At 32.5% G+C, this 25,615-nt stretch carries 24 protein-coding genes; 12 read left to right on the forward strand and 12 right to left on the reverse strand.

The window, feature by feature from the left end; genetic code table 11:
- Positions 1-4 precede the first annotated feature (4 nt).
- Genes ACHRVX_RS17240 through ACHRVX_RS17270 form a run of 7 tightly spaced genes read left to right on the forward strand, consistent with a single transcriptional unit; the run spans position 5 to position 7,892 of the window.
- Entirely contained in the window at positions 5-874 is an 870-nt protein-coding gene (locus ACHRVX_RS17240; RefSeq protein WP_395334394.1) for a hypothetical protein, read from the forward strand.
- Positions 875-880: 6 nt separating this feature from the next.
- A complete protein-coding gene (locus ACHRVX_RS17245) occupies positions 881-1,894 on the forward strand; it encodes a glycosyltransferase family 2 protein (RefSeq protein WP_395334396.1) in 1,014 nt (337 codons plus the stop codon).
- Positions 1,891-2,871 carry a hypothetical protein gene (locus ACHRVX_RS17250; protein WP_395334398.1) on the forward strand — a complete coding sequence of 327 codons (981 nt, stop codon included), beginning with the start codon at positions 1,891-1,893 and terminating at the stop codon, positions 2,869-2,871. The genes ACHRVX_RS17245 and ACHRVX_RS17250 overlap by 4 nt, the downstream gene beginning before the upstream one ends.
- Complete coding sequence (locus tag ACHRVX_RS17255; RefSeq protein ID WP_395334400.1) at positions 2,872-3,990, forward strand: glycosyltransferase; 1,119 nt, start codon at positions 2,872-2,874, stop codon at positions 3,988-3,990.
- The gene (locus tag ACHRVX_RS17260) at positions 3,987-5,075 is read left to right on the forward strand and encodes a glycosyltransferase (RefSeq protein WP_395334402.1); all 1,089 of its coding nucleotides are present in this window, start codon (positions 3,987-3,989) and stop codon (positions 5,073-5,075) included. Before ACHRVX_RS17255 ends, ACHRVX_RS17260 begins: the two co-directional genes overlap by 4 nt.
- A 15-nt stretch (positions 5,076-5,090) precedes the next feature.
- Complete coding sequence (locus tag ACHRVX_RS17265; protein WP_395334404.1) at positions 5,091-6,440, forward strand: O-antigen ligase family protein; 1,350 nt, start codon at positions 5,091-5,093, stop codon at positions 6,438-6,440.
- A gap of 57 nt (positions 6,441-6,497) precedes the next feature.
- The gene (locus ACHRVX_RS17270; protein WP_395334406.1) at positions 6,498-7,892 is read left to right on the forward strand and encodes a sugar transferase; all 1,395 of its coding nucleotides are present in this window, start codon (positions 6,498-6,500) and stop codon (positions 7,890-7,892) included.
- On the opposite strand, the gene ACHRVX_RS17275 is transcribed toward ACHRVX_RS17270, so the two are convergent.
- Positions 7,893-9,029: a DUF4105 domain-containing protein gene (locus ACHRVX_RS17275; RefSeq protein WP_395334408.1), complete on the reverse strand. Its 1,137-nt coding sequence runs from the start codon at positions 9,027-9,029 to the stop codon at positions 7,893-7,895. It lies immediately after the preceding gene.
- Positions 9,030-9,065: 36 nt separating this feature from the next.
- Entirely contained in the window at positions 9,066-10,049 is a 984-nt protein-coding gene (locus ACHRVX_RS17280; protein WP_213300917.1) for a PorV/PorQ family protein, read from the reverse strand.
- A gap of 341 nt (positions 10,050-10,390) precedes the next feature.
- Between ACHRVX_RS17280 and ACHRVX_RS17285 the strand changes: the two genes are divergently transcribed.
- Positions 10,391-11,122 carry a CDP-alcohol phosphatidyltransferase family protein gene (locus ACHRVX_RS17285; protein WP_395334411.1) on the forward strand — a complete coding sequence of 244 codons (732 nt, stop codon included), beginning with the start codon at positions 10,391-10,393 and terminating at the stop codon, positions 11,120-11,122.
- A gap of 10 nt (positions 11,123-11,132) precedes the next feature.
- Positions 11,133-11,990: a glycoside hydrolase family 25 protein gene (locus tag ACHRVX_RS17290; protein ID WP_395334412.1), complete on the forward strand. Its 858-nt coding sequence runs from the start codon at positions 11,133-11,135 to the stop codon at positions 11,988-11,990.
- A gap of 96 nt (positions 11,991-12,086) precedes the next feature.
- Here ACHRVX_RS17290 and lptB read toward each other — a convergent pair whose 3' ends face one another.
- The 4 genes from lptB to ACHRVX_RS17310 all read right to left on the reverse strand — a co-directional run bounded on the left by lptB (position 12,087) and on the right by ACHRVX_RS17310 (position 15,047).
- Entirely contained in the window at positions 12,087-12,827 is a 741-nt protein-coding gene (lptB, locus tag ACHRVX_RS17295; protein WP_095952286.1) for an LPS export ABC transporter ATP-binding protein, read from the reverse strand.
- A gap of 87 nt (positions 12,828-12,914) precedes the next feature.
- Complete coding sequence (locus tag ACHRVX_RS17300; RefSeq protein WP_394775060.1) at positions 12,915-13,268, reverse strand: carboxymuconolactone decarboxylase family protein; 354 nt, start codon at positions 13,266-13,268, stop codon at positions 12,915-12,917.
- Positions 13,261-14,082: a twin-arginine translocase subunit TatC gene (tatC, locus tag ACHRVX_RS17305; protein WP_395334415.1), complete on the reverse strand. Its 822-nt coding sequence runs from the start codon at positions 14,080-14,082 to the stop codon at positions 13,261-13,263. Before tatC ends, ACHRVX_RS17300 begins: the two co-directional genes overlap by 8 nt.
- Positions 14,082-15,047, reverse strand: a complete 966-nt coding sequence (locus tag ACHRVX_RS17310; RefSeq protein WP_395334417.1) for an SIS domain-containing protein — start codon at positions 15,045-15,047, stop codon at positions 14,082-14,084. Before ACHRVX_RS17310 ends, tatC begins: the two co-directional genes overlap by 1 nt.
- An 86-nt stretch (positions 15,048-15,133) precedes the next feature.
- On the opposite strand from ACHRVX_RS17310, the gene recQ reads away from it, so the two are divergent.
- Complete coding sequence (recQ, locus tag ACHRVX_RS17315) at positions 15,134-17,329, forward strand: DNA helicase RecQ (RefSeq protein WP_395334419.1); 2,196 nt, start codon at positions 15,134-15,136, stop codon at positions 17,327-17,329.
- A 68-nt stretch (positions 17,330-17,397) separates the two neighbouring features.
- On the opposite strand, the gene ACHRVX_RS17320 is transcribed toward recQ, so the two are convergent.
- Positions 17,398-17,637: a hypothetical protein gene (locus ACHRVX_RS17320; protein WP_395334421.1), complete on the reverse strand. Its 240-nt coding sequence runs from the start codon at positions 17,635-17,637 to the stop codon at positions 17,398-17,400.
- A 429-nt stretch (positions 17,638-18,066) separates the two neighbouring features.
- Between ACHRVX_RS17320 and ACHRVX_RS17325 the strand changes: the two genes are divergently transcribed.
- Positions 18,067-19,626, forward strand: coding sequence for an NAD(P)/FAD-dependent oxidoreductase (locus tag ACHRVX_RS17325; protein ID WP_395334423.1), 1,560 nt, complete (start codon positions 18,067-18,069; stop codon positions 19,624-19,626).
- 7 nt (positions 19,627-19,633) lie between these two features.
- Entirely contained in the window at positions 19,634-20,722 is a 1,089-nt protein-coding gene (locus ACHRVX_RS17330) for a hypothetical protein (protein ID WP_395334425.1), read from the forward strand.
- A gap of 232 nt (positions 20,723-20,954) precedes the next feature.
- On the opposite strand, the gene ACHRVX_RS17335 is transcribed toward ACHRVX_RS17330, so the two are convergent.
- The 5 genes from ACHRVX_RS17335 to msrB all read right to left on the reverse strand — a co-directional run bounded on the left by ACHRVX_RS17335 (position 20,955) and on the right by msrB (position 25,586).
- A complete protein-coding gene (locus ACHRVX_RS17335) occupies positions 20,955-21,914 on the reverse strand; it encodes a quinone oxidoreductase family protein (protein WP_395334427.1) in 960 nt (319 codons plus the stop codon).
- 122 nt (positions 21,915-22,036) lie between these two features.
- Entirely contained in the window at positions 22,037-22,705 is a 669-nt protein-coding gene (locus ACHRVX_RS17340) for a hypothetical protein (RefSeq protein WP_395334429.1), read from the reverse strand.
- A 58-nt stretch (positions 22,706-22,763) separates the two neighbouring features.
- Positions 22,764-24,167, reverse strand: coding sequence for an aminopeptidase P N-terminal domain-containing protein (locus tag ACHRVX_RS17345; RefSeq protein WP_395334431.1), 1,404 nt, complete (start codon positions 24,165-24,167; stop codon positions 22,764-22,766).
- Between the two features lie 230 nt (positions 24,168-24,397).
- The gene (gene msrA, locus ACHRVX_RS17350; protein WP_395334433.1) at positions 24,398-25,015 is read right to left on the reverse strand and encodes a peptide-methionine (S)-S-oxide reductase MsrA; all 618 of its coding nucleotides are present in this window, start codon (positions 25,013-25,015) and stop codon (positions 24,398-24,400) included.
- Positions 25,016-25,031: 16 nt separating this feature from the next.
- Positions 25,032-25,586, reverse strand: coding sequence for a peptide-methionine (R)-S-oxide reductase MsrB (gene msrB / locus ACHRVX_RS17355; protein WP_213300252.1), 555 nt, complete (start codon positions 25,584-25,586; stop codon positions 25,032-25,034).
- Positions 25,587-25,615 lie beyond the last annotated feature (29 nt).

The following is a 25,615-nucleotide window of genomic DNA, read 5'->3' on the forward strand; positions in this document are numbered from 1 at the left end:
ACATATGAATCATAAATTAAAAACTATATTGTTCAAATCACTTTCTTTATTACCCAATAAAGTAGATGATTATTGTTACCATAAAATTCAAAGTTTTTTTGATAAGTCAACTCTGGAAGATCGCTTAAAAAGTGTTGAGCCAACTTATTTGAGACTTTCAAGAGTTTTAAACGATCTCAATATTGACTTAAAAGACAAAGTGATTTTTGAATTTGGTTCAGGCTGGTTTCCCAGTATGCCTTATTTTTTTAAATATAAATTCGGAGCAAAAAAAGTACTTACTTTTGATATTAATGAACACTTTAAAAAAGATACTGTATTAGAACTAAATAAACTTTTTTCTAAAAGATACAATTTTGAAATAATATCAAATCAGGATAATAAATACAAACTTCCGGATGGAGTGGAATATTTTCCAAATTATGATATTGTAAAAAAAGACATTCCTGATGTTGACTTGGCTTTTTCTCGTTATGTACTCTCGCACATGAATGAAAATGATGTTGATGCATTGCATAAAAAAATGAAAGCAACCTTAAAAAAAGGCTCATATGTTATTCATTTTATTTCGCCAAGCGATCTAAGGCAGCATAATGACAGCTCATTATCGCTTCAGGATTTTTTACAATACAGCAAGGAAGAGTGGAATAAAATTCACACTAAATATGATTATCATAATAGGCTAAGATTACCTCAGTTTTTAGAAATATTTAAAAAATACGATTATGAAATCGTTCATCTGGATTATGAGAGTTTAACCAAAGAAACCAAAAGATATGATTTGTTTAAAAAAGTGCAGCTCCATGAAGATTATAGAAAATATTCTGATGAAGAATTAACTGCCGGAAATATCTGTATTGTTTTAAAAGTATAAAAATTAATGAATTTACCCTTGCGCTTTTCTCTAATTGTTTGTACCTATATGCGTCCGGAACCTTTGCTGGCGTTATTGCAATCAGTTCAAAGGCAAACCCTGTATCCTGATGAAATTATAATAATTGACGGATCGACTAACGACGAAACTAAAATTATTTTAACAGAAAATAAATTTAATAATTTAAAATATTTTTTGATTTCAAAAGAAGACAGAGGTTTAACAAAACAAAGAAATTTTGGAATATCTAAAATAAATCATGATATAGAAATAGTATGTTTTCTGGATGATGATACAATATTAGAACCAGACTATTTTGTTGAGATTGTAAAAACATTTCAAAACAATCCAGACATTTCCGGAGTGGGAGGAATAGCAATTAATGAATATAAATGGAAATTACAAAATCCGAATCTTTTTTATAATAAGAAAAAGTATTATTTATTTGAAGGTTATTTTTATAAAGAAGGGACACGAAATGTAGCAAGAAACTATTTAGGACTTGCATCTAATTTAGGTTCAGGAAAAATGCCCAACTTCTCACACGGAAGAACCTCCGGATTTCCTATGACTGGAAAAATATATGAGGTTGACTTACTTATTGGTATGTCAATGGCATTTAGAAAAGTTGTTGTTGACAATATTAAATTTTCTAAATTTTTTGAAGGTTATGGTTTATACGAAGATGCAGATTTTAGTTTAAGAGCTCTTCGTTTTGGTAAAAATGCAATCAATACAAATGCACATTTATCTCATTTTCATGCTGCATCAGGACGTCCTAATCAATATAAGTATGGAAAAATGGTAGTGCGCAACGGATATTATATCTGGCGTATTAAAAATCCTGATCCAGCTTTAAAAGATCGTTTTAAATGGAATGCAATAACAATTTTATTAACAGTAATTAGATTTACTAATGCAATTACTTCAAACAATAAAAAAGCATCCTTTACTGAAGCAATTGGTCGTACAATTGCTTTGTTGAGCTTGATATATAGTAAACCAAAAGAAAAAAAATGAAAGTGAAAGTTTATATTTATGGGCTTTGTGACGTTTTTTATGATAGTTATTACATTCAGGGAATAAAGGAAATTTATAAAAATGTTGAGTTCAATGTTTCTAAATTTCCAAAATTCAATGAAGAAGCATTTGCTTTTATTATTGAAGGTCATAATTACTCCAGAAAAATAATTATTGATTCAAAAGATACTAGTCAGATTGATTTAAATGAATTAGAATGGTGTGATGTGTATGGAAAAGTAAACTATAATATTGACAGTTTACCTGTTAAAGACAGTGAAAAAATTATTGCTATCGGGCCAAGTTTTGGAATTAAAATCTGGAATTTATTTGAAACCTTACATCATTTGCTCTTTAATTACATAAGATTCAAAAGTTCAATTATAAACAAAAGAATTTTTGTCGCTAACTATTTGCGACAATATAAAAGATTAAACCTGAAAAAATATAATAGGACCCAATCTTCATTAAACGAAGTGTTTTTCTTGAATAGTATATGGAAAAAGGAAAATGAAACGAATAAAAATAGAGCTTTGTTTATAGAAACCTGTAAAAGTAATCACGAGGTTAATTTTGAGGGAGGTTTTGTAGCAAGAAGTAACGGAGATAATTTAGGTTTTGATCATTTAGTTTATTCAGGAAAAATTCCTTTGAAAACGTATTTGAAAAAAATTAAAAACTCAGCTTTTGTTTTTAATACGCCTGCCGTTCTCTCCTGTCATGGTTGGAAATTGGCCGAGTTTTTAGCTCTGGGAAAAGCAATTATTACAACATCTCATTACAATCAATTACCGGCAGATTTATTAAATGAAAAACATTTATTGTATGCTGAAAATCATGATGAAATCAATAAGGCAATAGAAAAATTAACGACAGATATCAGTTTTAAAAGAAAATTAGAATTTGAAAGCAGAAATTATTTTGACAATTATCTGGCCCCTCAGAAAGTTATTAAAAGATTATTAGAAAAACAATAAATGAGATTTTTAATAATTAGTCATGTTTCGCATATTCACCAAAATAATCAATATTTTGCTTATGCACCTTATGTTCGCGAAATGAATATTTGGTTTAAATATGTCGATGAGGTAATTGTTGTGGCGCCATTAAAGATGGGAGAAGCTTCACCAATAGATATTCCTTATCAACATAGTAAAATTGATTTTAGAAAAGTCCCGGATTTTAATTTTACAAGTTTTGGTAATAGTCTTATTTCATTTTTTAAGTTGCCCATTATTTTTTGGAAGATCTTTTTGGCTATGAAAAATGCAGATCATATACATTTGCGTTGTCCCGGAAATATGGGATTGATAGGTTCTCTTGTTCAGATTTTATTTCCGCGCAAAACTAAAACAGCAAAATATGCTGGTAATTGGGCTCCAAAAAGTAATCAGCCCTATACATATAAAATACAAAAATGGATTTTAAGTAATACTTTTTTAACTCATAACATGAAAGTTTTGGTTTATGGCGATTGGGAAAATCAGACAAAAAATATAAAACCTTTTTTCACCGCTACTTATTCAGAATCTGAAAAAGAAATCATTCAGAAAACAGATTTATCCAATGCAATAAATTTCATTTTTGTTGGAAGTTTAGTTTCAGGTAAAAACCCAATGTATGCAGTAAAACTAATACATGAATTGAGAACGAAAGGATATAACGCATGTTTAAGCTTATACGGCGAAGGTTCTCAAAGAAGTAACTTAGATGATTATATAAAAATAAATAATATTAAAGATTTTATTGTATTGCACGGAAATCAAAATAGTGAAGCATTAAATAAAGCCTATCAAAAAAGTCATTTTGTTATATTGCCTTCAAAAAGTGAAGGATGGCCTAAAGCAATTGCAGAAGGAATGTTTTGGGGTTGTGTTCCTATTGCCACTAAAGTTTCTTGTGTTCCTTTTATGTTAGATTATGGAAATAGAGGCGTTTTATTGCATCCGGATTTAGAGAGTGATGTAAATCAGATAAAAGAGATAATAGAAAATGAAAATATCTTTTTATCAAAAAGTACACTATCTCGTGAATGGTCACAAAATTATACTACAAATGTTTTTGAAGACGCGATTAAAAAGCTGATAACAATATGAAAATTGTACAAATAATAGATTCTTTAGAAGCTGGCGGAGCAGAACGTATGGCAGTTAATTATGCTAATGCATTATCAAAAAAAATAGAATTTTCAGGTTTAATAGTCTCTCGAAAAGAAGGATTACTGGAAAATCAAATTGATAAAAATGTCGCATATTTATTTTTAGAAAAAACCAAAACAATTGATATTAAAGCAGTTTTTAGATTACGTAAATATTTAAAAACTAATGCTGTTGACGTAATTCACGCTCATAGTTCCTCCTTTTTTATTGCAGTTTTAGTCAAGCTGACTTTATTTAAAATAAAAATCATTTGGCACGATCACTATGGCGTTTCACAAGATTTACGTTTAAGGAAAAGTTTAGGCTTAAAAATTGGATCACTATTCTTTACAGGTATTATTTCAGTAAATTCAGCATTAAAAAAATGGGCAAAGTCTTATCTTTTGTGTTCAGAGATTGTTTACTTTCCTAATTTTATAATTGAATCATCTGTTTCAAATGAACAAATACTACTAAAAGGATCAGAAGGAAAAAGAATTATTTGCGTAGCCAATTTACGACCGCAAAAAAATCATGAATTATTGATTAATGCGGCCAATTTAATTAAGGGAAAATTTCCTGATTGGACTTTTCATTTGTTCGGAAAAGATTTTGAAGATTCATATTCCGCAAAATTGAAAAGAAAAATACAAGATCAAAAACTTGAGGAAGTTGTATTCTTTTATGGAACAAGCAATAATGTCAGTTCAGCATTAGAACAATGTCAAATTGCTGTTTTACCATCACTTTCAGAAGGTCTTCCATTGGCTATTTTAGAATACGGTCTGAATAAATTACCTGTAGTTGCAACAAACGTAGGCGAAATTTCCAAAATAATTACAACTGCTGAAGAAGGTATAATTGTAGAATCAAATAATCTTAATTTATTTGTTGATGCAATTGAAAAACTTATAGTAACAGAAAAGTGCAGAGAAAAAACAGGTTTTAATTTATACAATAGAGTTCAGGAAAATTTTAGTGAGACAACAATTATCAAAGATTATATTTTATGGTTGAAATCTTTGAGTATTTTTACCAACTAAATTAGTAGTCAAAAAATGAAAAACATAAAATTGTCTTATAGTGTCCTGCTATTAATTCATGCAGTAATTGCTTTAGTCGTTTTTGTAGCTCCTTTTTTGTCTAAGATATATGCGCTTTTAATTCCTGTTGTTGGATTTTATATTGTGTATAGAACTAAAAATAAAAATAATGAGGTTCTTTTAATTGCTGCTTATTTAGTTGGAGTAGAGGTTTTTTTAAGAATGACCGGAGGTAATTTTAATAATGAATATGTAAAGTTTGGAGTGATTTTTTTCATGCTTTTGGGGATGATGTATAGTAATTTTTCTACAAATGCATTTATATATTGGTTTTTTCTAATTTTGTTAATTCCCGGTATTTTAATTACAGCTACAGTTTTTAATCCGTCTGTTGATATAAAAAAGTCTTTGGTCTTTAATTTATCAGGTCCGGTATGTCTGGCAATTTCTTCTATCTATATGTTTAGGAGAAAAATATTATTTTCGGATTTACAAAATATATTAGTTGCAATGGCGTTGCCAATATTAAGCACAGCAATATATTTATTTTTATATAATCCCAGCGTTAGAGATGTCGTAACTGGAACCCAATCGAATTTTGAAACTTCTGGAGGATTTGGCCCAAATCAGGTATCGACTATTTTAGGATTAGGGATATTTGTTTTCTTTACTCAATTACTTCTATTTTCTAAGTCAAAAAAAATAATGATTTTAAATGGAATGTTAGTGATTTTTATCACCTATAGAGGAATTGTAACTTTTTCAAGAGGAGGAGTTATAACAGCTGTAGTGATGATTGTTTGTTTATTGTCGTTATTATATCTTTTTTCAAATGCCAAAGGTAAAAGTAAGTTTGTATGGGTTTTTATTCTAACAGGTTTAATGGGAATTGGTGTTTGGACGTATTCCTCGTTACAAACTAACGGTCTTATAGAAAAACGATATGCAAATCAGGATGCTTCAGGAAGAACAAAAAAAGATCGTTTAGGCGGTCGGGAAGAAATAATGGGCGAAGAGCTTTCTATTTTTATGGATAACCCTATTATGGGAATCGGAGCCGGAATGGGAAAAGAAATCCGAAAAGAAAAATTTGGTGATAGTTCAGCTTCACATAATGAAATTACGCGTATGTTAAGTGAACATGGCTTATTTGGGATTTTTGGTTTGGTATTACTTTTTATAACTCCTATTATTATTTATGTCAATAATAGGCAACATTTGTATTTTTTTTCCTTTTTTGTCTTTTGGATGTTGACTATAAATCATGCCGCTATGCGTATTGCAGCCCCAGCTTTTGTGTACGGCTTATCTCTTCTTTTAGTACAGGTGAAAATTCCTGAAAAAGTAGAAAATTCTGTAGACTAAGTCTCATTTTTTATAATACATTTGCCTCAAGTTTAAGCCCCTAAACCAATTGAATAAATGTTTTCTAACAACAAAATGCACTTCGAAATTTCGGAAAGAAGAATATTACTTCTTGTTTTTGATGCCATTTTTATTTTATCAGCCTTATATATATTAAGTTTAATATTTAATTATAATTACTTTGTTTTTGACTCAGGTAATTTTTTTAGCATTGTTTTACTTCTTAGTTATGTATATATTTTTGGAGTTATATTTGAAATGTATAATTTGCAGGTTGCAAGTAATCAGCTTCAGATTCTTCAAAGTGTCATATTTACTACTACGGCTACCAGTTTAGCTTATTTGTTTACTCCAATTTTGTCTCCTGAATTACCTAAACAACGACTCATTATATTTATATTCTATTTTTCTATATTGGGTACATTATTGATTTGGCGTTTATTTTATGTTTACTTTCTGGCATCACATCGTTTTTCTCAAAATGTTGTTTTGATATGCGACCAAAATCAAGTTGAAGAATTAGTTTTAGGATTAGAAAGTGTAGATCCTCATTATAAAATCATTGGTTTTGTCAATTCAGATTCAGTTTCTAAAGAAGATTTGGATTTTCATTATGTAAAAGAAATTAAAAAGAATGATTTTGAAGATTTTGTAATCAAAAATCAGGTTTCTGAAATTGTAATCGCTTCTCAAAAAACAGACGGAATTACGGCTGATTTATACCAGCAATTACTTCATTTGCTAGAATCAGGAAATGTCATTCGTGAATATACGCAGGTTTATGAAAGTAAAACCCAGCGTATTCCTGTACAATATATTGCAAGAGATTTTTATCGCTTTTTCCCCTTTAGCCGAAGTAATAGCAATAGACTTTACCTGTTTTTAGTGCGGTCTATGGAGTTTTTCTTTTCGGTTACAGGTTTATTAATTTGCGCTGTTTTTATTCCATTAATTTTTATTGCAAACTTTTTTGCAAACAAAGGACCATTGTTTTACACTCAGGAACGTGTGGGCAAAAACGGAATCATTTTCAAAATATATAAGTTTAGAACAATGGTCGAAAACTCAGAAGCAAACGGTGCTGTTTTTGCGACTTCAAATGATAGACGAATAACTCCTTTTGGGAAAATGATGCGTAAGTCAAGAATAGACGAATTACCTCAGTTTTTTAATGTTTTAATAGGAGATATGGCAGTTATTGGGCCAAGACCCGAAAGACCATTTTTTGTTGAGGAAATAGCCCGTGTAATGCCTTTTTATGAAACTAGGCATGTTATTCGACCAGGACTTACCGGTTGGGCGCAGGTAAATTATTCTTATGGAGAATCTATTGAAGAGAGTTTGATAAAATTGCAATACGATTTATATTACATCAAACACCGAAGCATATTTCTGGATTTGAGTATTACTTTCAAAACCATTACTACCGTATTATTTTACCGCGGGCAATAATTAGATAATAATCGGGATACGTTTTTTATTTCGAATTGCTACTCTTACTAAAACAAATCCGCTTGTTATCATCATAGGCAGCACAATAAAAAAGTGCGCTTTGTTGATCATGAAAATGGCGTAAACGATCAGGAAAAGCAAATGTAAAACGGCAAATCGATACGTCCATCTTTTGTTTTTTATTATAGATAGAAAAATCAAAATCAATAATAACGGACTAAATAAAAGTACATTATAATTCATCGCCAGTTCTTGGTGAAACGAATAAAATCCCATCAAAACAAAAAATAAACCTATTAAAGACAATATCAAAAGATAGATTTTGTCCACTATTTTGTTGTGTGCTAAAACAACAAATCCAAGAATAAATAGATAAGTGTAAATATTATTCCACCATGAACCGGGTGTTTCTTTTTCAAAGTTAAGCAGCGTTTTAGTTTTATCAACTAAAGGATGATTTTGGTAAGAGGTTTTTTCTAAACTGTTTTTTAATTCAAAAGGCAGGAAAATTTTAGTTCCTGACTGATCTACTTTTGTTCCAAAAATGATACTTGTTCCCAGTTGATCATAAAAATGTCCATCAAAATAAGGGAATAAAATAGAGCGGTAGGTTTTATCTGTTTCTCCTTTTTTTACAATTACGTTTTCTCCTAAACTCAAATTGATGACATTTACCACCATTGAAGTACAGTTTTTATCAATAAATTTATAAGTATAAGATCGGTTTTCCGGAAGTAAGGAACTATTTAAATTATCAAAAAGCTTCTGTTTTGAATCTTGAGGAATAATTAATTCCTGCTCAAGAACACTTCTTTTTTCGTAGTTATAATCGTTTAGAAAATCAGAATAAGAGCTTACAACTGCAAAATAATCTAAATCTCCTTTCGCAAATTTGGCAACAAAGTTTGGAGTCCTAAAATCAAAATTTCCATAATTATATACGACATCAATATTATTTGCAGGATCAGCGACCCTAATTGCAGTATGCCCAAAATAAGAATAGGTTTCATTTCCTAATCCGCAGGTAATCACGCTGATTTTTGCGTCTTTCGATAAAGGCAAACTTTGGCTAAAGCCCATGAAACTTAGTAATAATAGTAAACTAAAAAGTGTTTTTTTGAAAATGACATTTTTCATAATTTAAAATTTTAAAAAGTTTATGGTGTTGTAATTTTATCTAAAGATACCTAAATCTACTTTCAAAGAGAATATATTGGAATACAAGGCAGTACTTTGATTTCCTAAATCAGTTAAAGCGTAGTCAACCTGAACGCCTTTGTATTTAAATCCTAAACCTATATTAGGCTGGAAATTAACTTTTTCAGTATTATCTAATTGCGTTACATTCTGGAAATTTCCTGCTCCTGCTCTTAAAAATACAAGATCAGTATATCCAAATTCAAATCCTACGGCAGGATCAATACTAACTGCTTTCGTAGAAATAATATCGTTAGTTTGTTCAAAACGCATATTCAGGTTAGTAGCTACTAAAAGGCTGTAATCATTATGGAATTCAAATTTTCTCGATACTCCTAGTTGGGCTTTTGGTAACGTTATTTCGGTACTTTCAGGTAATTCATTATTTTCTCCCGGAATAGCATTCGCAATTTTTGCATATTCTTCTTCATCAATATTCCAGACATTATAAGTAGTTGTAATATCGCGAAGCATTAAGCCGAACTTCCAGTTGTTTCGTTCAAATTGAAGTCCAACATCAAAACCAAATCCCCACGAATTCGCAAATTTTCCAATAATTCTTCTGATTATTTTTGCGTTTACCCCATATTGAAGTCCTTCAACAGGTAATTTTCTGGCGTACGAAAAAGTAAAACCATAATCAGCCGTCGAAAATAAACTGATTCTGTTGTAATCAATATTTCCCTGATTGTCGATTAATTGTGTCGTATCAAGAATATCATCAACACCAAAACGGATCATCGAAATTCCCCACGCACTTCTATCATCAATGGGACTTGCATATCCGATATAATCATATTGCGCAATATTTGCAAAATAATTCGCATGCATCAGTGATATCTGATGGTCTTCAAGATTGGTCAAACCAGCCGGATTCCAGTAAACAGAATTGACATCATTTGTAGAAGCAACAACGGCACTCGACATTCCTAATGCGGCAGCGTCAACACCAATATTCATAAACTCATTCGAATATTTCCGAACGGCTTGCGCGTATTGTAGCGTAAAACTCCATAATAATAAAAGCACAAAGATTTTCTTCAACGGATATTTTTTAGCAAACCGAAGTCTGTTTTAATTTTTACCAAAAATATAATATTTTACTCAGCAAATTTATTCCTTTTCATAAATAATGCAAAAGTCAGAATTTTAAATGCAAAACTCTTCAAAACACATTTCAGGTTTTGATTTTTATATTGGCAGCATTTTTTTATATTAAATAGTATAAGTTTTTTATACTATTGGTATAAATTGTCAGTTATTATGCGAAATTTGTCGTTGCAAAAATAAAACTATAAAACATGAATATTAAAAAGCACATCCCTAACTTAATTACATTAATCAATTTATTTTGTGGTTGTATCGCCGTTGTTTTTATTTCTAAAGCTTTAGAAACTGGTGATTCATCTAATTACGAATGGGCTTTTTACTTTGTTTGTTTAGGTATCTTTTTTGATTTTTTTGATGGTTTTTTTGCGCGATTATTTAAAGTTTCAAGTCCGCTTGGTTTACAGTTAGATTCTTTGGCAGATATGGTAACCAGTGGTGTTGCTCCAGGTTTTGTTATGTATAGTTTGTTTCTAAATAGTGCACATGAATTAGGAACAAATCCTGCTATTCCGTTTTTAGGATTTATAGTAACTTTGGGTTCTTGTTATCGATTGGCAAATTTTAATATTGATACACGCCAAACCGACTCGTTTATTGGTTTACCAACGCCGGCAAATGCACTTTTTATTTTAAGTTTACCTTTAGTATTGAAATTTTCGGATTCCTTATTGATGCTCGAAATTTTAACGAATCAATGGGTTTTACTACTAATTACATTATGCAGCGCTTATATTTTAAATGCCGAAATTCCATTATTTGCCTTAAAAATCAAGAAATTCACCGTAAAGGATAATGTCCTTCAAATAGTTTTTTTATTAGTTTCGTTACTTTTGGTAATCACGCTTCAATATTTAGCGATTCCGTTAATCATAATATTTTATGTGTTATTATCGGTTGTCAATAATATGTTTTTGAAAAAGTAGTTTTATCCGAATGGCAAAAAAAACGACGCGGCGAACTTCTTATTCCCGCAAATCTCAACCAGGCCGATCTGTTTTCAGTAAGATGATTCGGTTTATTGTATTCTCTTTTTTGTTATTGATTTTATTCGCAGCAGTTTATCATTATCGTGATGGACTGGCGTATTATCTTGGCTTTAAATCAAGTAAAGTTTTAGATGAAGATGCGGTTGATAAGCACCTTTCTGATGTTCGAAATATTCAGGTTCTCAAAAATCATAAAGGAAAAGTAATAGGAATTGATGTATCTGAATTTCAGGGAAAAGTAGAATGGGATGAAGTGGAGATTTTAGAAGAAAAATATCCCGTTCAATTTGTTTTTGTTCGCGCAACAGCTGGAAATGATCGAGTTGACAGACAATTTAAAAAAAATTGGGAAGGCGCAAAAGAACATAAAATTATACGTGGAGCGTATCATTATTATCGTCCAAATGAAAATTCTATTGAGCAGGCAAATCTTTTTATAAAAACAGTTAAATTGCAAAAAGGAGATTTACCACCCGTTTTAGATATCGAAAAATTGCCTAAGAACCAATCTCTGGATAGTTTGAAAAAAGGATTAAAACGATGGCTGACTAAAGTCGAAGCACATTATCAGGTTCGTCCAATAATTTATTCCGGCGAACGGTATTATGCTGATTTTTTGAAAGAAGAGTTTGGAGAATATTTATTCTGGATTGCCAACTATAATTTCTACCGAGAAAGAATTGAAGATGATTGGCTTTTTTGGCAATTTACAGAAAAAGCATCTTTGCCCGGAATCAAAAACAGAGTTGATGTCAATATTTACAACGGAGATATAGAACAATTGCAGTTTATAACTGTCGAGTGATTTTTAGTTTTCAGTCACGGTCTCAGTTTTCAGTCACAGTCGCAGTTTTCAGTCGAATTGAAAAGCTGAAAACTGCGACTGCGAGTGAGAACTTTTTTAAAATTCAAGTTTCTTTTTACGAAGTTCAAAGTTTTGACCCAGGTAAACTCTACGAACCATTTCGTCTTCAACTAATTCTTCAGGAACTCCGGCTTTCAGGATTCCTCCTTCAAACATTAAGTATGTTTTATCAGTAATTGCTAAAGTTTCCTGAACGTTGTGATCCGTAATCAAAATCCCAATATTTTTATTTTTCAACTGAGCAACAATTCTCTGGATATCCTCAACCGCAACAGGGTCAACTCCCGCAAAAGGCTCATCTAATAAAATGAATTTTGGATCTGTTGCTAATGCACGTGCAATTTCGGTACGACGACGTTCTCCTCCGGAAAGTAAATCTCCGCGGTTCGTGCGAATATGTTCTAAGCTGAATTCTTCAATTAAACTTTCCATTTTTGCAACTTGTTCTTCTTTTGAAAGTTTAGTCAATTGCAAAACACTTAAGATATTATCTTCAATACTTAATTTTCTAAAAACAGAAGCTTCTTGTGCTAAATAACCAATTCCTTGTTGAGCACGTTTATACATTGGATAATCTGTAATATTCAAATCATCCAGATAAATATTTCCCTGATTTGGTTTTACCAATCCTACAATCATATAAAATGAAGTTGTTTTTCCGGCACCATTTGGTCCCAAAAGCCCAACAATTTCCCCTTGATTTACCTCAACAGAAATTCCTTTTACAACACTGCGACCTTTATAGGTTTTGATTAAATTATCGGCTCTTAATTTCATTTTTTAGATTTAATCGTTTAAACGTTAGAATCGTTTATTCGGTACAAATTAACGAATAAACGATTCCACAAATAAACGTATTAACAATTATTTAGTTTCAGCTTCTTCAAGAGCTTCCCAGAATTCATAAGCTCTTCTTAAATGCGGTACGACAATTGTTCCTCCAACCAGAGTTGCGATTCCCATTGCTTCCATCATTTCTTCTTTCGTAACACCTTCTTTATGGCTGGTTTCTAAGTGGTATTTTACACAGTCATCACAACGCAAAACTGCTGAAGCAACTAATCCTAAAAGTTCTTTTGTTTTTACATCAAGAGCTCCGGCTGCATATGCATTCGTGTCAAGATTAAAAATTCGCTTTACAATTTTGTTATTGTCGGCTAGTAATTTTTCGTTCATTTTAGAACGATAGTCATTAAATTCTTGTATGATATCAGACATTTACACTTTCTTTTAATTTATTTTTATAAACAATCCTCGAAATCAGGATACTTATTTCGTAGATAATCAACATTGGTATGGCAACAATAGTTTGGCTCACAACGTCTGGAGGAGTTACGATTGCTGCAATAATTAAAATAATTACGACGGCATATTTCCAGTATTTTCTTAAAAAAACAGGAGTTACAAGTCCTAGTTTAGTTAAGAAATAAATAATAATAGGCAATTCAAAAAATAATCCACTAGCGAGAATACTTGTTTTTACCATTCCCATATAAGATTCTATTGTAAATTGATTTACTACCATTTCACTAATAGAGAAAGTGGCCACGAAATTTACCGACATTGGAATTACAATATAATAGCCAAAAATAACGCCACAGAAGAAAAGTAGAGAAGAAGTGAATATGAATAATTTAGCATTTTTTCTTTCTTTTTCATACAACGCCGGACTAATAAATTTCCAAAGTTCATATAAAATATAAGGAAAACTCAGAATAAAACCAGCCAGAATACACATCCATACAAAGATATTTACCTGACCTTCCATTTCAGTGTTCTGAATAATGAAATTTAATTTAGTGATACAAATACTATCAGCAAAACCTAGCTGATGTGATAAATCACAAAACCATACATAGGTAAAAAAACTGGGTCTTGTTGGTCCCAGAATAATTTCATCAAATAAATAATCACTTATAAAATAAGTAACAAATGCCATTATCATAATTGCAATTGTACTTCTCACTAATAACCATCTTAATTCTTCAAGATGGTCTAAAAATGACATCTCGCCAAGGTTTTTCTTTGCCATTATACGATTCCTTCTTTTAAAATGTCATGTAAATGTAATACTCCTTTGTACTCGCCGTTGTCTGCCACAATCAGTTGTGTTATCGAAAAATCTTCTAAAATATTTAAGGCGTCCACCGCCATAGTGTCCGAAGATACTAATTTTGGATTTCTTGACATAATATCTCTTGCAGTTAAGTCAGCAATAGTATCTACGTCATTTAGCATTCTTCGGATGTCTCCATCAGTAATAATTCCGATAATTTTATCATTTTCGATAACGGCTGTTACGCCTAATCTTTTCTCTGAGATTTCAAAAATCACCTTTTTAACCGAAGTTTCCGGAGTAACCTGAGGTTTTAACGAATGCTCGATCATATCCCTTACACGAAGTAATAACTTTTTTCCCAAAGCTCCGCCTGGATGATATACGGCAAAATCTTCAGGCTTAAAATCGCGCATTTCCATTAAACAAACTGCAAGAGCATCACCCATAACAAGTTGTGCCGTTGTACTATTTGTTGGTGCTAAATTTATCGGACAAGCTTCCATTTCAACAGTTGTGTTCAGGACATAGTCAGAACCTTTTGCTAAAGATGAAGTTATATTTCCGGTAATGGCAATTAAAATGTTTCCGAAGCGTTTTAATAATGGTACCAAAACTTTTATTTCTGGACTGTTTCCGCTTTTCGAAATGCAAATGATGATATCCTCTTTTTGGATCATTCCCAAGTCGCCATGAATGGCTTCTGAAGCATGAAGGAACATAGAAGGCGTTCCGGTAGAGTTAAAAGTGGCAACCATTTTTTGAGCGATAATCGCGCTTTTTCCGATGCCCGTAACGATCAAACGACCTTTGGTTTCGTAAATGCGTTGTGTTGCTTCGTAAAAATTTTCGTCTAAAAAATCAATTAGCTTTGTAATTGCTTCACTTTCAGAGAGTATTGTTTTTTTGGCGATCGCCAATATATTTTCTTTTGTGATCAAAACAGAATATTTAAAATTTGTATGTATAAAAGAAAGTTGTATCTTTATGTGTTGCAAATTTATACAAAATACCATTAATATAAAGAATGAATTCAAACGAAATTGAAATACACAAGGAATTAAAGAAGTATTTCGGCTTTAGCCAATTTAAGGGTTTGCAGGAGCAGGTTATTACGAGCATTTTAGGTAAAACTAATACATTCGTAATCATGCCAACTGGAGGTGGAAAGTCCCTTTGTTATCAATTACCCGCTTTAATTCAGGACGGAACAGCTATCGTTGTTTCCCCTTTGATTGCTCTAATGAAAAATCAGGTTGATGCGATCAGGAGCCTTTCTTCAGAAAACGGAATTGCACATGTATTAAATTCCTCTCTTACCAAAACAGAAATTGCACAAGTTAAAAAAGACATTACTTCCGGATTGACTAAACTTTTATACGTGGCACCGGAATCTTTAACAAAAGAAGAATATGTGGCATTTTTGCAAAGTGTTACAATCTCATTTGTCGCAATTGATGAAGCGCATTGTATTTCAGAATGGGGTCATGATTTTAGGCCGGAATATAGAAATCTAAAAAATATAATCAAACAATTAGGTCAGGTGCCTATTATTGGTCTTACCGCAACTGCAACTCCAAAAGTTCAGGAAGACATTCTTAAAAATCTGGACATGTCTGATGCCAATACTTTTAAAGCATCATTCAATAGACCTAACTTATACTACGAAGTTCGTACAAAAACTAAAAATATAGAATCGGATATTATTCGATTTATCAAACAACACAAAGGCAAATCAGGAATTATTTACTGCTTAAGCCGTAAAAAAGTTGAATCGATTGCCGAAGTTTTACAAGTAAACGGAATCAGCGCTGTTCCTTATCATGCAGGTTTAGATGCAAAAACACGCGCCAAACATCAGGATATGTTTTTGATGGAAGATGTAGATGTGGTTGTTGCAACAATTGCCTTTGGGATGGGAATTGATAAGCCAGACGTTCGATTTGTAATTCATCATGATATTCCCAAATCACTCGAAAGTTATTATCAGGAAACTGGTCGTGCCGGACGTGATGGAGGCGAAGGGCATTGTTTAGCTTATTACTCCTATAAAGATGTAGAAAAGCTGGAGAAATTTATGTCCGGAAAACCAGTTGCAGAACAGGAAATTGGTTTTGCACTTTTGCAGGAAGTTGTGGCTTACGCCGAAACCTCAATGTCACGCCGAAAATTTTTACTGCATTATTTTGGTGAAGAATTTGACAGTGAAACCGGAGAAGGGGCAGATATGGATGACAATGTTCGTAATCCTAAAAGTAAAGTTGAAGCCAAAGATCAGGCGGTTAAATTGCTTGAAATTGTTCGCGATACCAAACATATTTATAAGTCAAAAGAAATTGTATTTACTTTAATTGGTCGTATCAATGCTGTAATTAAAGCCCATAAAACAGATATACAATCGTTTTTTGGATCAGGCTCCAGCCATGACGAAAAATATTGGATGGCATTATTGCGACAAGTTTTAGTGGCGGGCTATTTATCAAAAGATATTGAAACCTATGGTGTGGTGAAAATCACCAAAGAAGGTTTGGACTTTATTGAGAATCCGGTTTCTTTTATGATGTCTGAAGATCATGAATACAATGAATCCGAAGATGAAGCAATAGTAACCGCTGCAAAATCATCAGGAACTGCAGATGAAGTTTTAATGGGAATGTTGCGAGAACTGCGTAAAAAAGTAGCTAAAAAACTTGGCGTTCCACCGTTTGTGGTTTTTCAGGATCCTTCTCTTGAAGATATGGCTTTAAAATACCCAATCACTTTAACTGAATTATTCAATATTCATGGAGTTGGTGAAGGAAAAGCTAAAAAATACGGTGGGGAATTTGTTACCTTAATTAATCGTTACGTTGAAGATAATGATATCGTTCGACCAGACGATTTAGTAGTGAAATCTACTGGAGTAAATTCTGCGAATAAATTATATATCATTCAAAATATAGATCGAAAATTATCCCTTAAAGATATTGCTTCTGCAAAAGGCCTTTCTATGGATAATTTAATCAAAGAAATGGAAATGATTGTATATGCCGGTACAAAACTAAACATCAAATATTGGGTTGATGATATGCTTGATGAAGATCAGCAAGAAGAAATTCACGATTACTTCATGGAATCAGAATCAGATAAAATCGAAGACGCTCTTAAAGAATTTGATGGCGATTATGATATCGACGAATTACGCTTGATGCGAATCAAGTTTATTAGCGAAGTTGCGAATTAAAGAAAGTGTACAGTCTCAGTTTACAGTCTCAGTCAGAACTGTAAACTGTGACAGAAAACTGCGACTGATTACTCTTCAAAGATTTCTCCACGATGCGGCTTCAAAGCATCTCTTACGGGAATCATATTTTCATCGGTGACAACCATAAAAGCGGTCGCATGCATTTCGTTTATGATTTTAAATCCCGTAATATTTATTGGAAGTTTTTCAATAGCAATATATTCTTTTAGATGAATTTCATGATGTTCAGCTGTTTTTTCAGAAGCCGGACCACGGAAATCCCAAATAAGTTTTATTTTTCTAGACATTTTTTTTGAGGTACAAAGGTTGAGAGGTACAAAGGTACAAAGTCTATTTTAAAAAAAAGGTTATGAGTTCCTGAGATGCTAAGATTCTGAGTTTTTTTGTATAGAGGCACACTGAAGTGCGTGTAACGGGTTTTAAATGATTTTTATAATCTAAGTAATCTGTGGCTAAATATAGATTTTATTGAGAAGATAAAAAATGCTATTAATTAAACGCAAAGTACGCTAAAATATAATTTTACTTTACACATAGAAAACCCAAAGTTCGCAAAGCTGGATCAACACAAAGCTTTGCGAACTTTGGGTTTTTGTAAAACCATACCTTTAAAAATCTTAGCGTACTTTGCGGTTAATTATATAAAGTCAGTTCAAAATGTTATTTTTGCATCTTCTTTTCATAAATAGAAAAGCTAATTGAATAAATAAAACAAAATGCCAAGAGAACTTTTACTTCAGGTAACTCCAGAAATAGCAGCAAACGAATTGTTGTTAAAAGACTATTTGTCTAAACAAATAAAGGTTTCTCCTAAGGAAATTCAACATATTACTATTTTAAAACGATCCATTGATGCGCGCCAAAAAGCGATAAAAATCAATTTGAAAGTAATTATCTATTTACAGGGCGAGCCATTTCAGGAAACTAAAATCGAGCTACCTATATATAAGAACGTTTCTTCGGCTCAGGAAGTCATTGTGGTTGGAGCAGGTCCGGCAGGACTTTTTGCGGCTTTGCAATTAATAGAATTGGGCTTAAAGCCAATTGTAGTAGAACGCGGAAAAGATGTTCGCGGTCGCCGTCGTGACTTAAAAGCAATAAACGTAGATCATTTAGTAAACGAAGATTCTAATTATTGTTTTGGAGAAGGCGGAGCAGGAACGTATTCTGACGGAAAATTATACACGCGTTCTAAAAAACGCGGCGATGTAACCAGAATTTTGGAACTTTTAGTCGCTTTTGGTGCTTCCGAAGATATTTTGGTAGAAGCGCATCCACATATCGGGACAAATAAACTGCCCAAAATTATAGAAGATATTCGAAATAAAATCATCGAGTTTGGTGGACAGGTTTTATTTGATACACGAGTAACAGATATTCTGGTAAAGAATAATGAAGTAGAAGGAATCGTTACTCAGAATGGGGATAAAATTTTGTCGAGTAAATTGATTTTAGCTACGGGACATTCGGCGCGTGATATTTTTGAATTACTGGATAAAAAGAAAATATTTATCGAAGCGAAACCTTTTGCTTTGGGAGTTCGTGCAGAACATTCACAGGAATTAATAGATAGTATTCAATACAGTTGTGATTATCGCGCTGAATATTTACCGCCGGCGCCATATTCTATAGTAAAACAAGTTAACGGCCGCGGAATGTACTCGTTCTGTATGTGTCCCGGAGGTGTAATTGCGCCTTGTGCGACAAGTCCTGGCGAAGTAGTTACAAACGGCTGGTCGCCATCAAAAAGAGATCAGGTTACAGCAAATTCCGGAATTGTAATCGAATTAAAATTGGAAGATTTTAAACCTTTTGCAAAATTTGGCGCTCTTGCCGGAATGGAATTCCAAAAAAGTATTGAACAAAAAGCATGGCATTTGGCAGGAGAAACTCAAAAAGTTCCGGCGCAAAGAATGATCGATTTTACTCAAGATAAAGTTTCAGCAGATATCCCTAAAACCTCGTATGTTCCCGGAACAACTTCGGTTGAAATGGGACAGGTTTTTCCAGGATTTTTATCGCAGATTTTACGCGAAGGTTTTACAGAATTTGGAAAATCAATGCGTGGTTATTTGACTAATGAAGCCATTTTACATGCACCGGAAAGCAGAACTTCATCTCCAGTCAGAATCCCGAGAGATCCAATTAGTTACGAACATTTACAAATAAAAGGATTATATCCTTGCGGAGAAGGAGCAGGTTATGCCGGAGGAATTATATCAGCAGCGATTGATGGTGAAAAATGTGCCTTGATGATTGCAGAAACTTTAAAATAAAATATTTATGAAAGACTTCTTTTCTAATTTATTTGGCAGAAATAATGATCCAAAATCTATAGTGTCTTTTGATGTTATGGATGCTATATACACAAAATTATACAATGAAATAAACAATTTTGAATTTAAAATTCAGGGAATTCATGATACAGTTTTAGTGAATTTGTATTCATTTCCAGGTTCATTTGATTATAAAGAAGCGCAAGATGAAATTAAGAATTCAGGTTTAAAAAATGCTTACGGAGTTTTAAATGAATTGTATAAAAAAATAGATATTGGACCGGTTACGGAAGAACAAATGCTTCAGGAATTAGAATTCGATTATATTCATATTCAGTTTTACACAGAGCCAACTCCGGAAGTAAAAAAATACCTGAAACATGTTTTGCATAATTTCGTTATCTTTTTTTGTTGCACGAATAGCTTGGAAACAAATGATTTCAAAATATTATATAGTGGCGGTCATTTTATAAATTATACCAAAGGAATATTAGAAACGCAATCTGTTGATATAAAAGATCCAAAAACTGATATTCAGAAAATAGGATTTAAAGAGTTTGAAAAGGTTTTGCAGGGAATTTGCCAATACTTAAATATCGAAATTCCCGAAGGAGTTGAACTTCCATTTCATGAAAATTTATTGCTTGACGAAGAAGTTACGGTCGAGACTTTTGAAGAATTTATTAAGTTGGTTTCAAGAGGAGATATTGATGAGAAATTCGCTAAAAAAGAGTCCAAAAAATTGTTAAAGAATTTTAAAAAAGGACCAGAAAATTATCATGAATCGGTTGAGGCGCATTGGGCATTTTTTGAAAGTATAGATTGCTGGAACAGCGACTGGAAATTTGATCCCGAAGATGCAGAATATTTCATTTCAGAAATGATTGGCGAAGATCTTAATTTCAACTATCCGGAAGAAACCTATAGTCATGATTTATTTCCATATATTCAAACTGCTTTAGGAAAACGTGATCTTGAATTAATGACGTACGACACGCAAGGAGATAATTATTTGTTTTTTGTGGCAAAAAAAGAGGATGTCGGCAGGATTTTACAATTGTCTGAATTGACAAAGATTGAAATAAATCAGTTGTAGAATCTGGATTGAATTTTACCGCAAGAGGGATTGTGGAGAAGTACGCGGATAAAACGGATTCGCTAAAGCGAAAATGCGGATAAAAATCTGCAAAATCTGCGAAAGATAAAAAAACACCATATCAAAAATATTTGTTTTCTCACGGAAAACAGATTGACAAGTTTGCGGGAAAACTGCGACTGAAACCTGCGACTGGAAACTGCGACTAAAATTTTTAAGCCCAGATTATTCTCTACGGAATCAAAATAATTTTCCCCGTACTTTTTCGGCTTTCAAGATAATCATGCGCTAATTTACCTTCAGATAATTTGAAGGAAGTTGGTTGTGAAAGTGTAATTTTTCCATCAATAATCCAGTTGAATAATTGATTTGCTCTTTTGATTCTTTCTTCTTTAGAATTTAAATAGCTCCATAAATCACCACCGGTTAAAGTTTTGGATGTATCCATTAGCATTCTCGGATCTACAGGTTCAGGATCTCCACCTGCCATTCCGAAGAAAACGACTTGCCCACATTCTTTGGTGACTTCAAAACTATCCGCTAAAGTGCTTCCGATACTGTCATAAACGACATCAACGCCATTTGGGATTATCTTAAATAGATCTGATTTCCAATCTTCGTGATATAGAAATACGTGATCTGCACCTTGTTCAATGGCAACTTTTGCTTTGTCTGACGATGAGGTTAAACCAATAACATTCGCTCCTAAAAGTTTGCTGATTTGGGTCAGAAATTGTCCAACTCCGCCGGCAACAGCATGAATTAAAACCGTTTCGCCTTTTCTTGTTTTATGACTATCTGTTGCAAGATAATGTGCTGTTAAGCCTTGTAATAATATCGAAGCTGCAGTTTCAAAAGAAATGGCTTCAGGTAAAGGGAGAACATGTTTTATATTAACGGCAACCAATTCTGCGTTTGCAAAAGGAACATCGGCGAAAGCCACACGATCACCAACTTTATATTCCGGATGATTGTTTGTGTCGACTATAATTCCGGCACCTTCATAACCCGCAATAAAAGGCGGATTTCCTTTTAAATGATAGTTTCCTTTTCGTCTGTAAACATCAGCAAAATTTAGTCCGATGGCTTTCATTTCGACTAAAATCTCATCGATTTTTAATACAGGATTCGGAATTTCGATATATTCTAAAACATTTGAATCTCCGAAAGTTGAGAAGGTAAGTGCTTTCATTTTTAAATTGAATTAAGGATGCAAAGTACGATAAAATTAAAGATTATGTTTTGGCAGCTGGTACTGAATTAGGTTTTAAGATGCAATCTTATTTTTGATCTCAGTTAGGGTTAAGATTTATTTTAACATAAAAGCCACCACAAAGTAAAATAATTCAATTTTCCATCTTTAAAATAAAATAGAAAAGCATCGTCATTTAATTCTTTTAAATAAAACCTAAATCTTACCTCGTTTGGATTTTCTGTAGTTTCCATTTTTGAATTCGGGAATTTACTTCTAAATTCATTTAATGTGGTATTTTTGTTCAATATTATATTGTGTGAAATAATTTTAAAAGAATTATTATCAGCAAAGCCGGTATCAAATAATACGATATGGTTATTGGTGGCAAACTCAATATTTTTACTATATATTGTTGTTATTTCTCCATTAAATTTGCTAAATACCCCTGTTTCTCGATTTTCCTCTCCGTAAGTTTTAGTCATCCATTCTCTGTCTATCCAATCAAACGGACTTCCACATTCCCAAATTCGTGTTTTTGTAGAATCAATGTGAGTATAAATCGATTCAAATTCTACTTTAGACAATATTACTCTATGATCATTGATTAAGACGTTTTTGATCGTAATAAATTTTAAATCATAAATAGACTTATTGCCAAATTTTGTTTTTGCTATTGATGGGCTGACGCTCTCTTTATTAATTGATTTTTTAAACTCTTTTTCTTCTTTATTATGGTTATTACAAGCTGTTAATATTGTGAAAAGGAATAAAAATAAATATTTTTTCATTTGTTTAATGATTTTTTTTTGGCTTTTGAACATAGAGGTTCGCCGGACAATATCTACATTATATTTTAGGGAATTTCATTTCGTTGAAAGTACTTTTTTGAGTCGCTAATTTCTCGACATCCTGCCATTTTCTTGGAGATTCTACAGATAGATTTTCATAGGAATCTTTTGTTATAGCAATGTCATCTTCGATACGAACACCAATATTCCACCATTTTTTATCACATTTACTGTTTGCAGGAATATATATCCCCGGTTCTACAGTTAAAATCATGTTTTCTTTTAGATTGCCCATATAATTTCCTTTGTCATGAACATCTAAACCCAGAAAATGCGAACAGCCATGCGGATAATAAATTCTAACATCTTTAGGATCTGTAATAATACCGAGTTTGATTAAACCCGCGGCAACAACTTCTTTTGATTTTTGGGTCAAATTCTGGATTGGAGTTCCGGGTTTGCAAATTTTAAAAACCTCTTCCTGCGCTTCATAAACTAATTGATAAATGGCTTTTTGTTCTTCGGTAAATTTTCCGTTAGCAGGAATTGTTCGCGTAACATCAGCCGAATAACCGTGATATTCAGATCCTACATCCATTAGTAATAACTGATTATCAATTTTTGTGGAGTTGTTTTCTCCGTAATGCAAAATGCAGCCATTTGCTCCGCCACCTACAATTGGCGGATAACCTTCACCTTCGGCACCATAATGCCTGTGAATGTAAGCGTGAATCCCGTCAGCTTCGTTTTCGCTCATCTCTGGCCCAACTGCTTTCATGACTTCGTTATGGGCAATGCAGGAAAGCTGAATAGTTTTACGCATTAAAACCATTTCTTCGGGTGTTTTTATTTCTCGAAGTGAGTTTGTAATGTTTGTGAATAAATCTATCGAAGCTTTATCTTCAATTGTAATTCCGGCTTTAGTTTTAAAGGAGTCTAATAATCCGTAAAGATCAAATCCGCTTTTATCATTACCAATATCGGTTGGGATTTTGTCATAAATTACCTTGTCGAATTTCTTTAAATCAATTACAAAATCTTTAAAGTCTTTTCCGTTATAAACAGTGTTAATTCCTAATTTAGATTTTACGCCTTCAATTCCCAAACGTCTTCCTGTCCACATTTCGCGAGAAGCATTTTTTTCCCGGACAAAAAGAATTTCGTTGTATTTTTCAGTTGCCTGAGTTTCTTTAAAAATAAATAAAACGGCATCCGGTTCTTTATAACCTGATAAATAATACATATCAGGATTTTGGTGAAAATTATAATTGATATCTTTTGAAAAAACTCTTTCAGGATAAGAAAAAATTACGGCAACAGAATTTGCCGGCATTAAATTTCTAAAAGCTTCTCTGCGCCCTTTATGAAATTCTTTTGAGAGATAATCTGTTGGTAAATTTTCCTGAGATCGAATTTGTGAAGTGGTAATTAATAAGGCAAAGAATAATAATAATTGCTTCATTTGATGGTTTTTGGTGATTGATTTTGATTTTTTAATTAATGCAAATTACAAAAAATATGAATTGCTAGTGTAGAAAAAAGTTTGCCACGAATTTCACGAAAATCCACTAATTTTTTTATTTATAATGTTTAATTCTAATTCGTGATAATTCGTAAAATTCGTGGCAAAATAACAAAAAAAAACCGTTCATTTTCATGAACGGCAACTACTATTAACCAATGTAAAGTCTGCTATTTCTTTTTTAGTTTGTCTTTAAAGACTTTTTCGAATTTTTCGATTTTCGGCTGGATTACCATTTTGCAATACGGCTGGCTTTTATTGTTTGCATAATAATTCTGATGATAATCTTCGGCTTTATAAAAAGTTTTAAAAGGTTCTACTTTTGTCACAATAGGACTGCTGTAGACTTTTGCTTTGTTTAATTCGGCAATGATGCTTGTGGCAGCATTTTTTTGTTCGGCATTTTTATAGAAAATCACAGAGCGATATTGTGTTCCCACATCCGCACCTTGTCGGTTTAAAGTTGTAGGATCATGAACGGTAAAGAAAACTTTGAATATTTCATTAATATCCGTTTTTGTTTTGTCATAAGTAATTTGAACTACTTCGGCGTGACCGGTTGTTCCGGTGCAAACTTCTTCATATGTTGGGTTTGCCACTTTTCCTCCGGCAAAACCGGAAACTACAGATTTTACTCCGTCAAGATTTTCATAAACAGCTTCAACACACCAATAACAACCTCCGCCCAGCGTAATGGTTTCAAAGTTTGAAGTGTTTTTTGCTGTAGCACTTTGTGCAAATCCGTTCAGGGATAATGCCAAAACGCAAATCAAAAATATATTTTTCATTTTCTTATAGTCTTAATTATTTAGTATCAGGAACAAAGTCAAGTGCAATCGAATTCATGCAATAACGTTTTCCGGTTGGTTCAGGGCCATCATCAAATAAATGTCCTAAATGTCCACCGCAACGTCCGCAAAGCGCTTCGATTCTCTCCATTCCCAGTGTGTTATCATTTTTATATACTACGCTTTTTTTGTTGTCTTGTTCAAAAAAGCTTGGCCATCCGCAACTGCTTGCAAATTTGGCACCGGATCTAAAAAGTTTATTACCACATGAAGCGCAATAATAAGTTCCTTTTTCGTCTGTATTCCAGTATTTTCCTGTAAAAGGTCTTTCGGTATCTGCATTACGCATTACGTCATAAACATCTTCCGGTAATACTTTTTTCCATTCGGCATCAGTTACGTTTAGTTTCGTTGTATCAGTATTCGAATAATAAGGATTCCCGGGTTTAGTGATTTTGTTTTCCATGACAACTGTTTTGGTATTTTGTTTTTTTGCATTTTGCCCGCATGCCTGCAATATAAAAAGCGGAATTAAAAAGCAAAGGCTGAAGATTTGGGTTTTTGTTTTCATTTGTTTTTGAGTGCTTTAATTCTGTGATT

This window comes from Flavobacterium sp. FlaQc-47, from assembly GCF_044006475.1.
Classification (GTDB): Bacteria; Bacteroidota; Bacteroidia; order Flavobacteriales; family Flavobacteriaceae; genus Flavobacterium.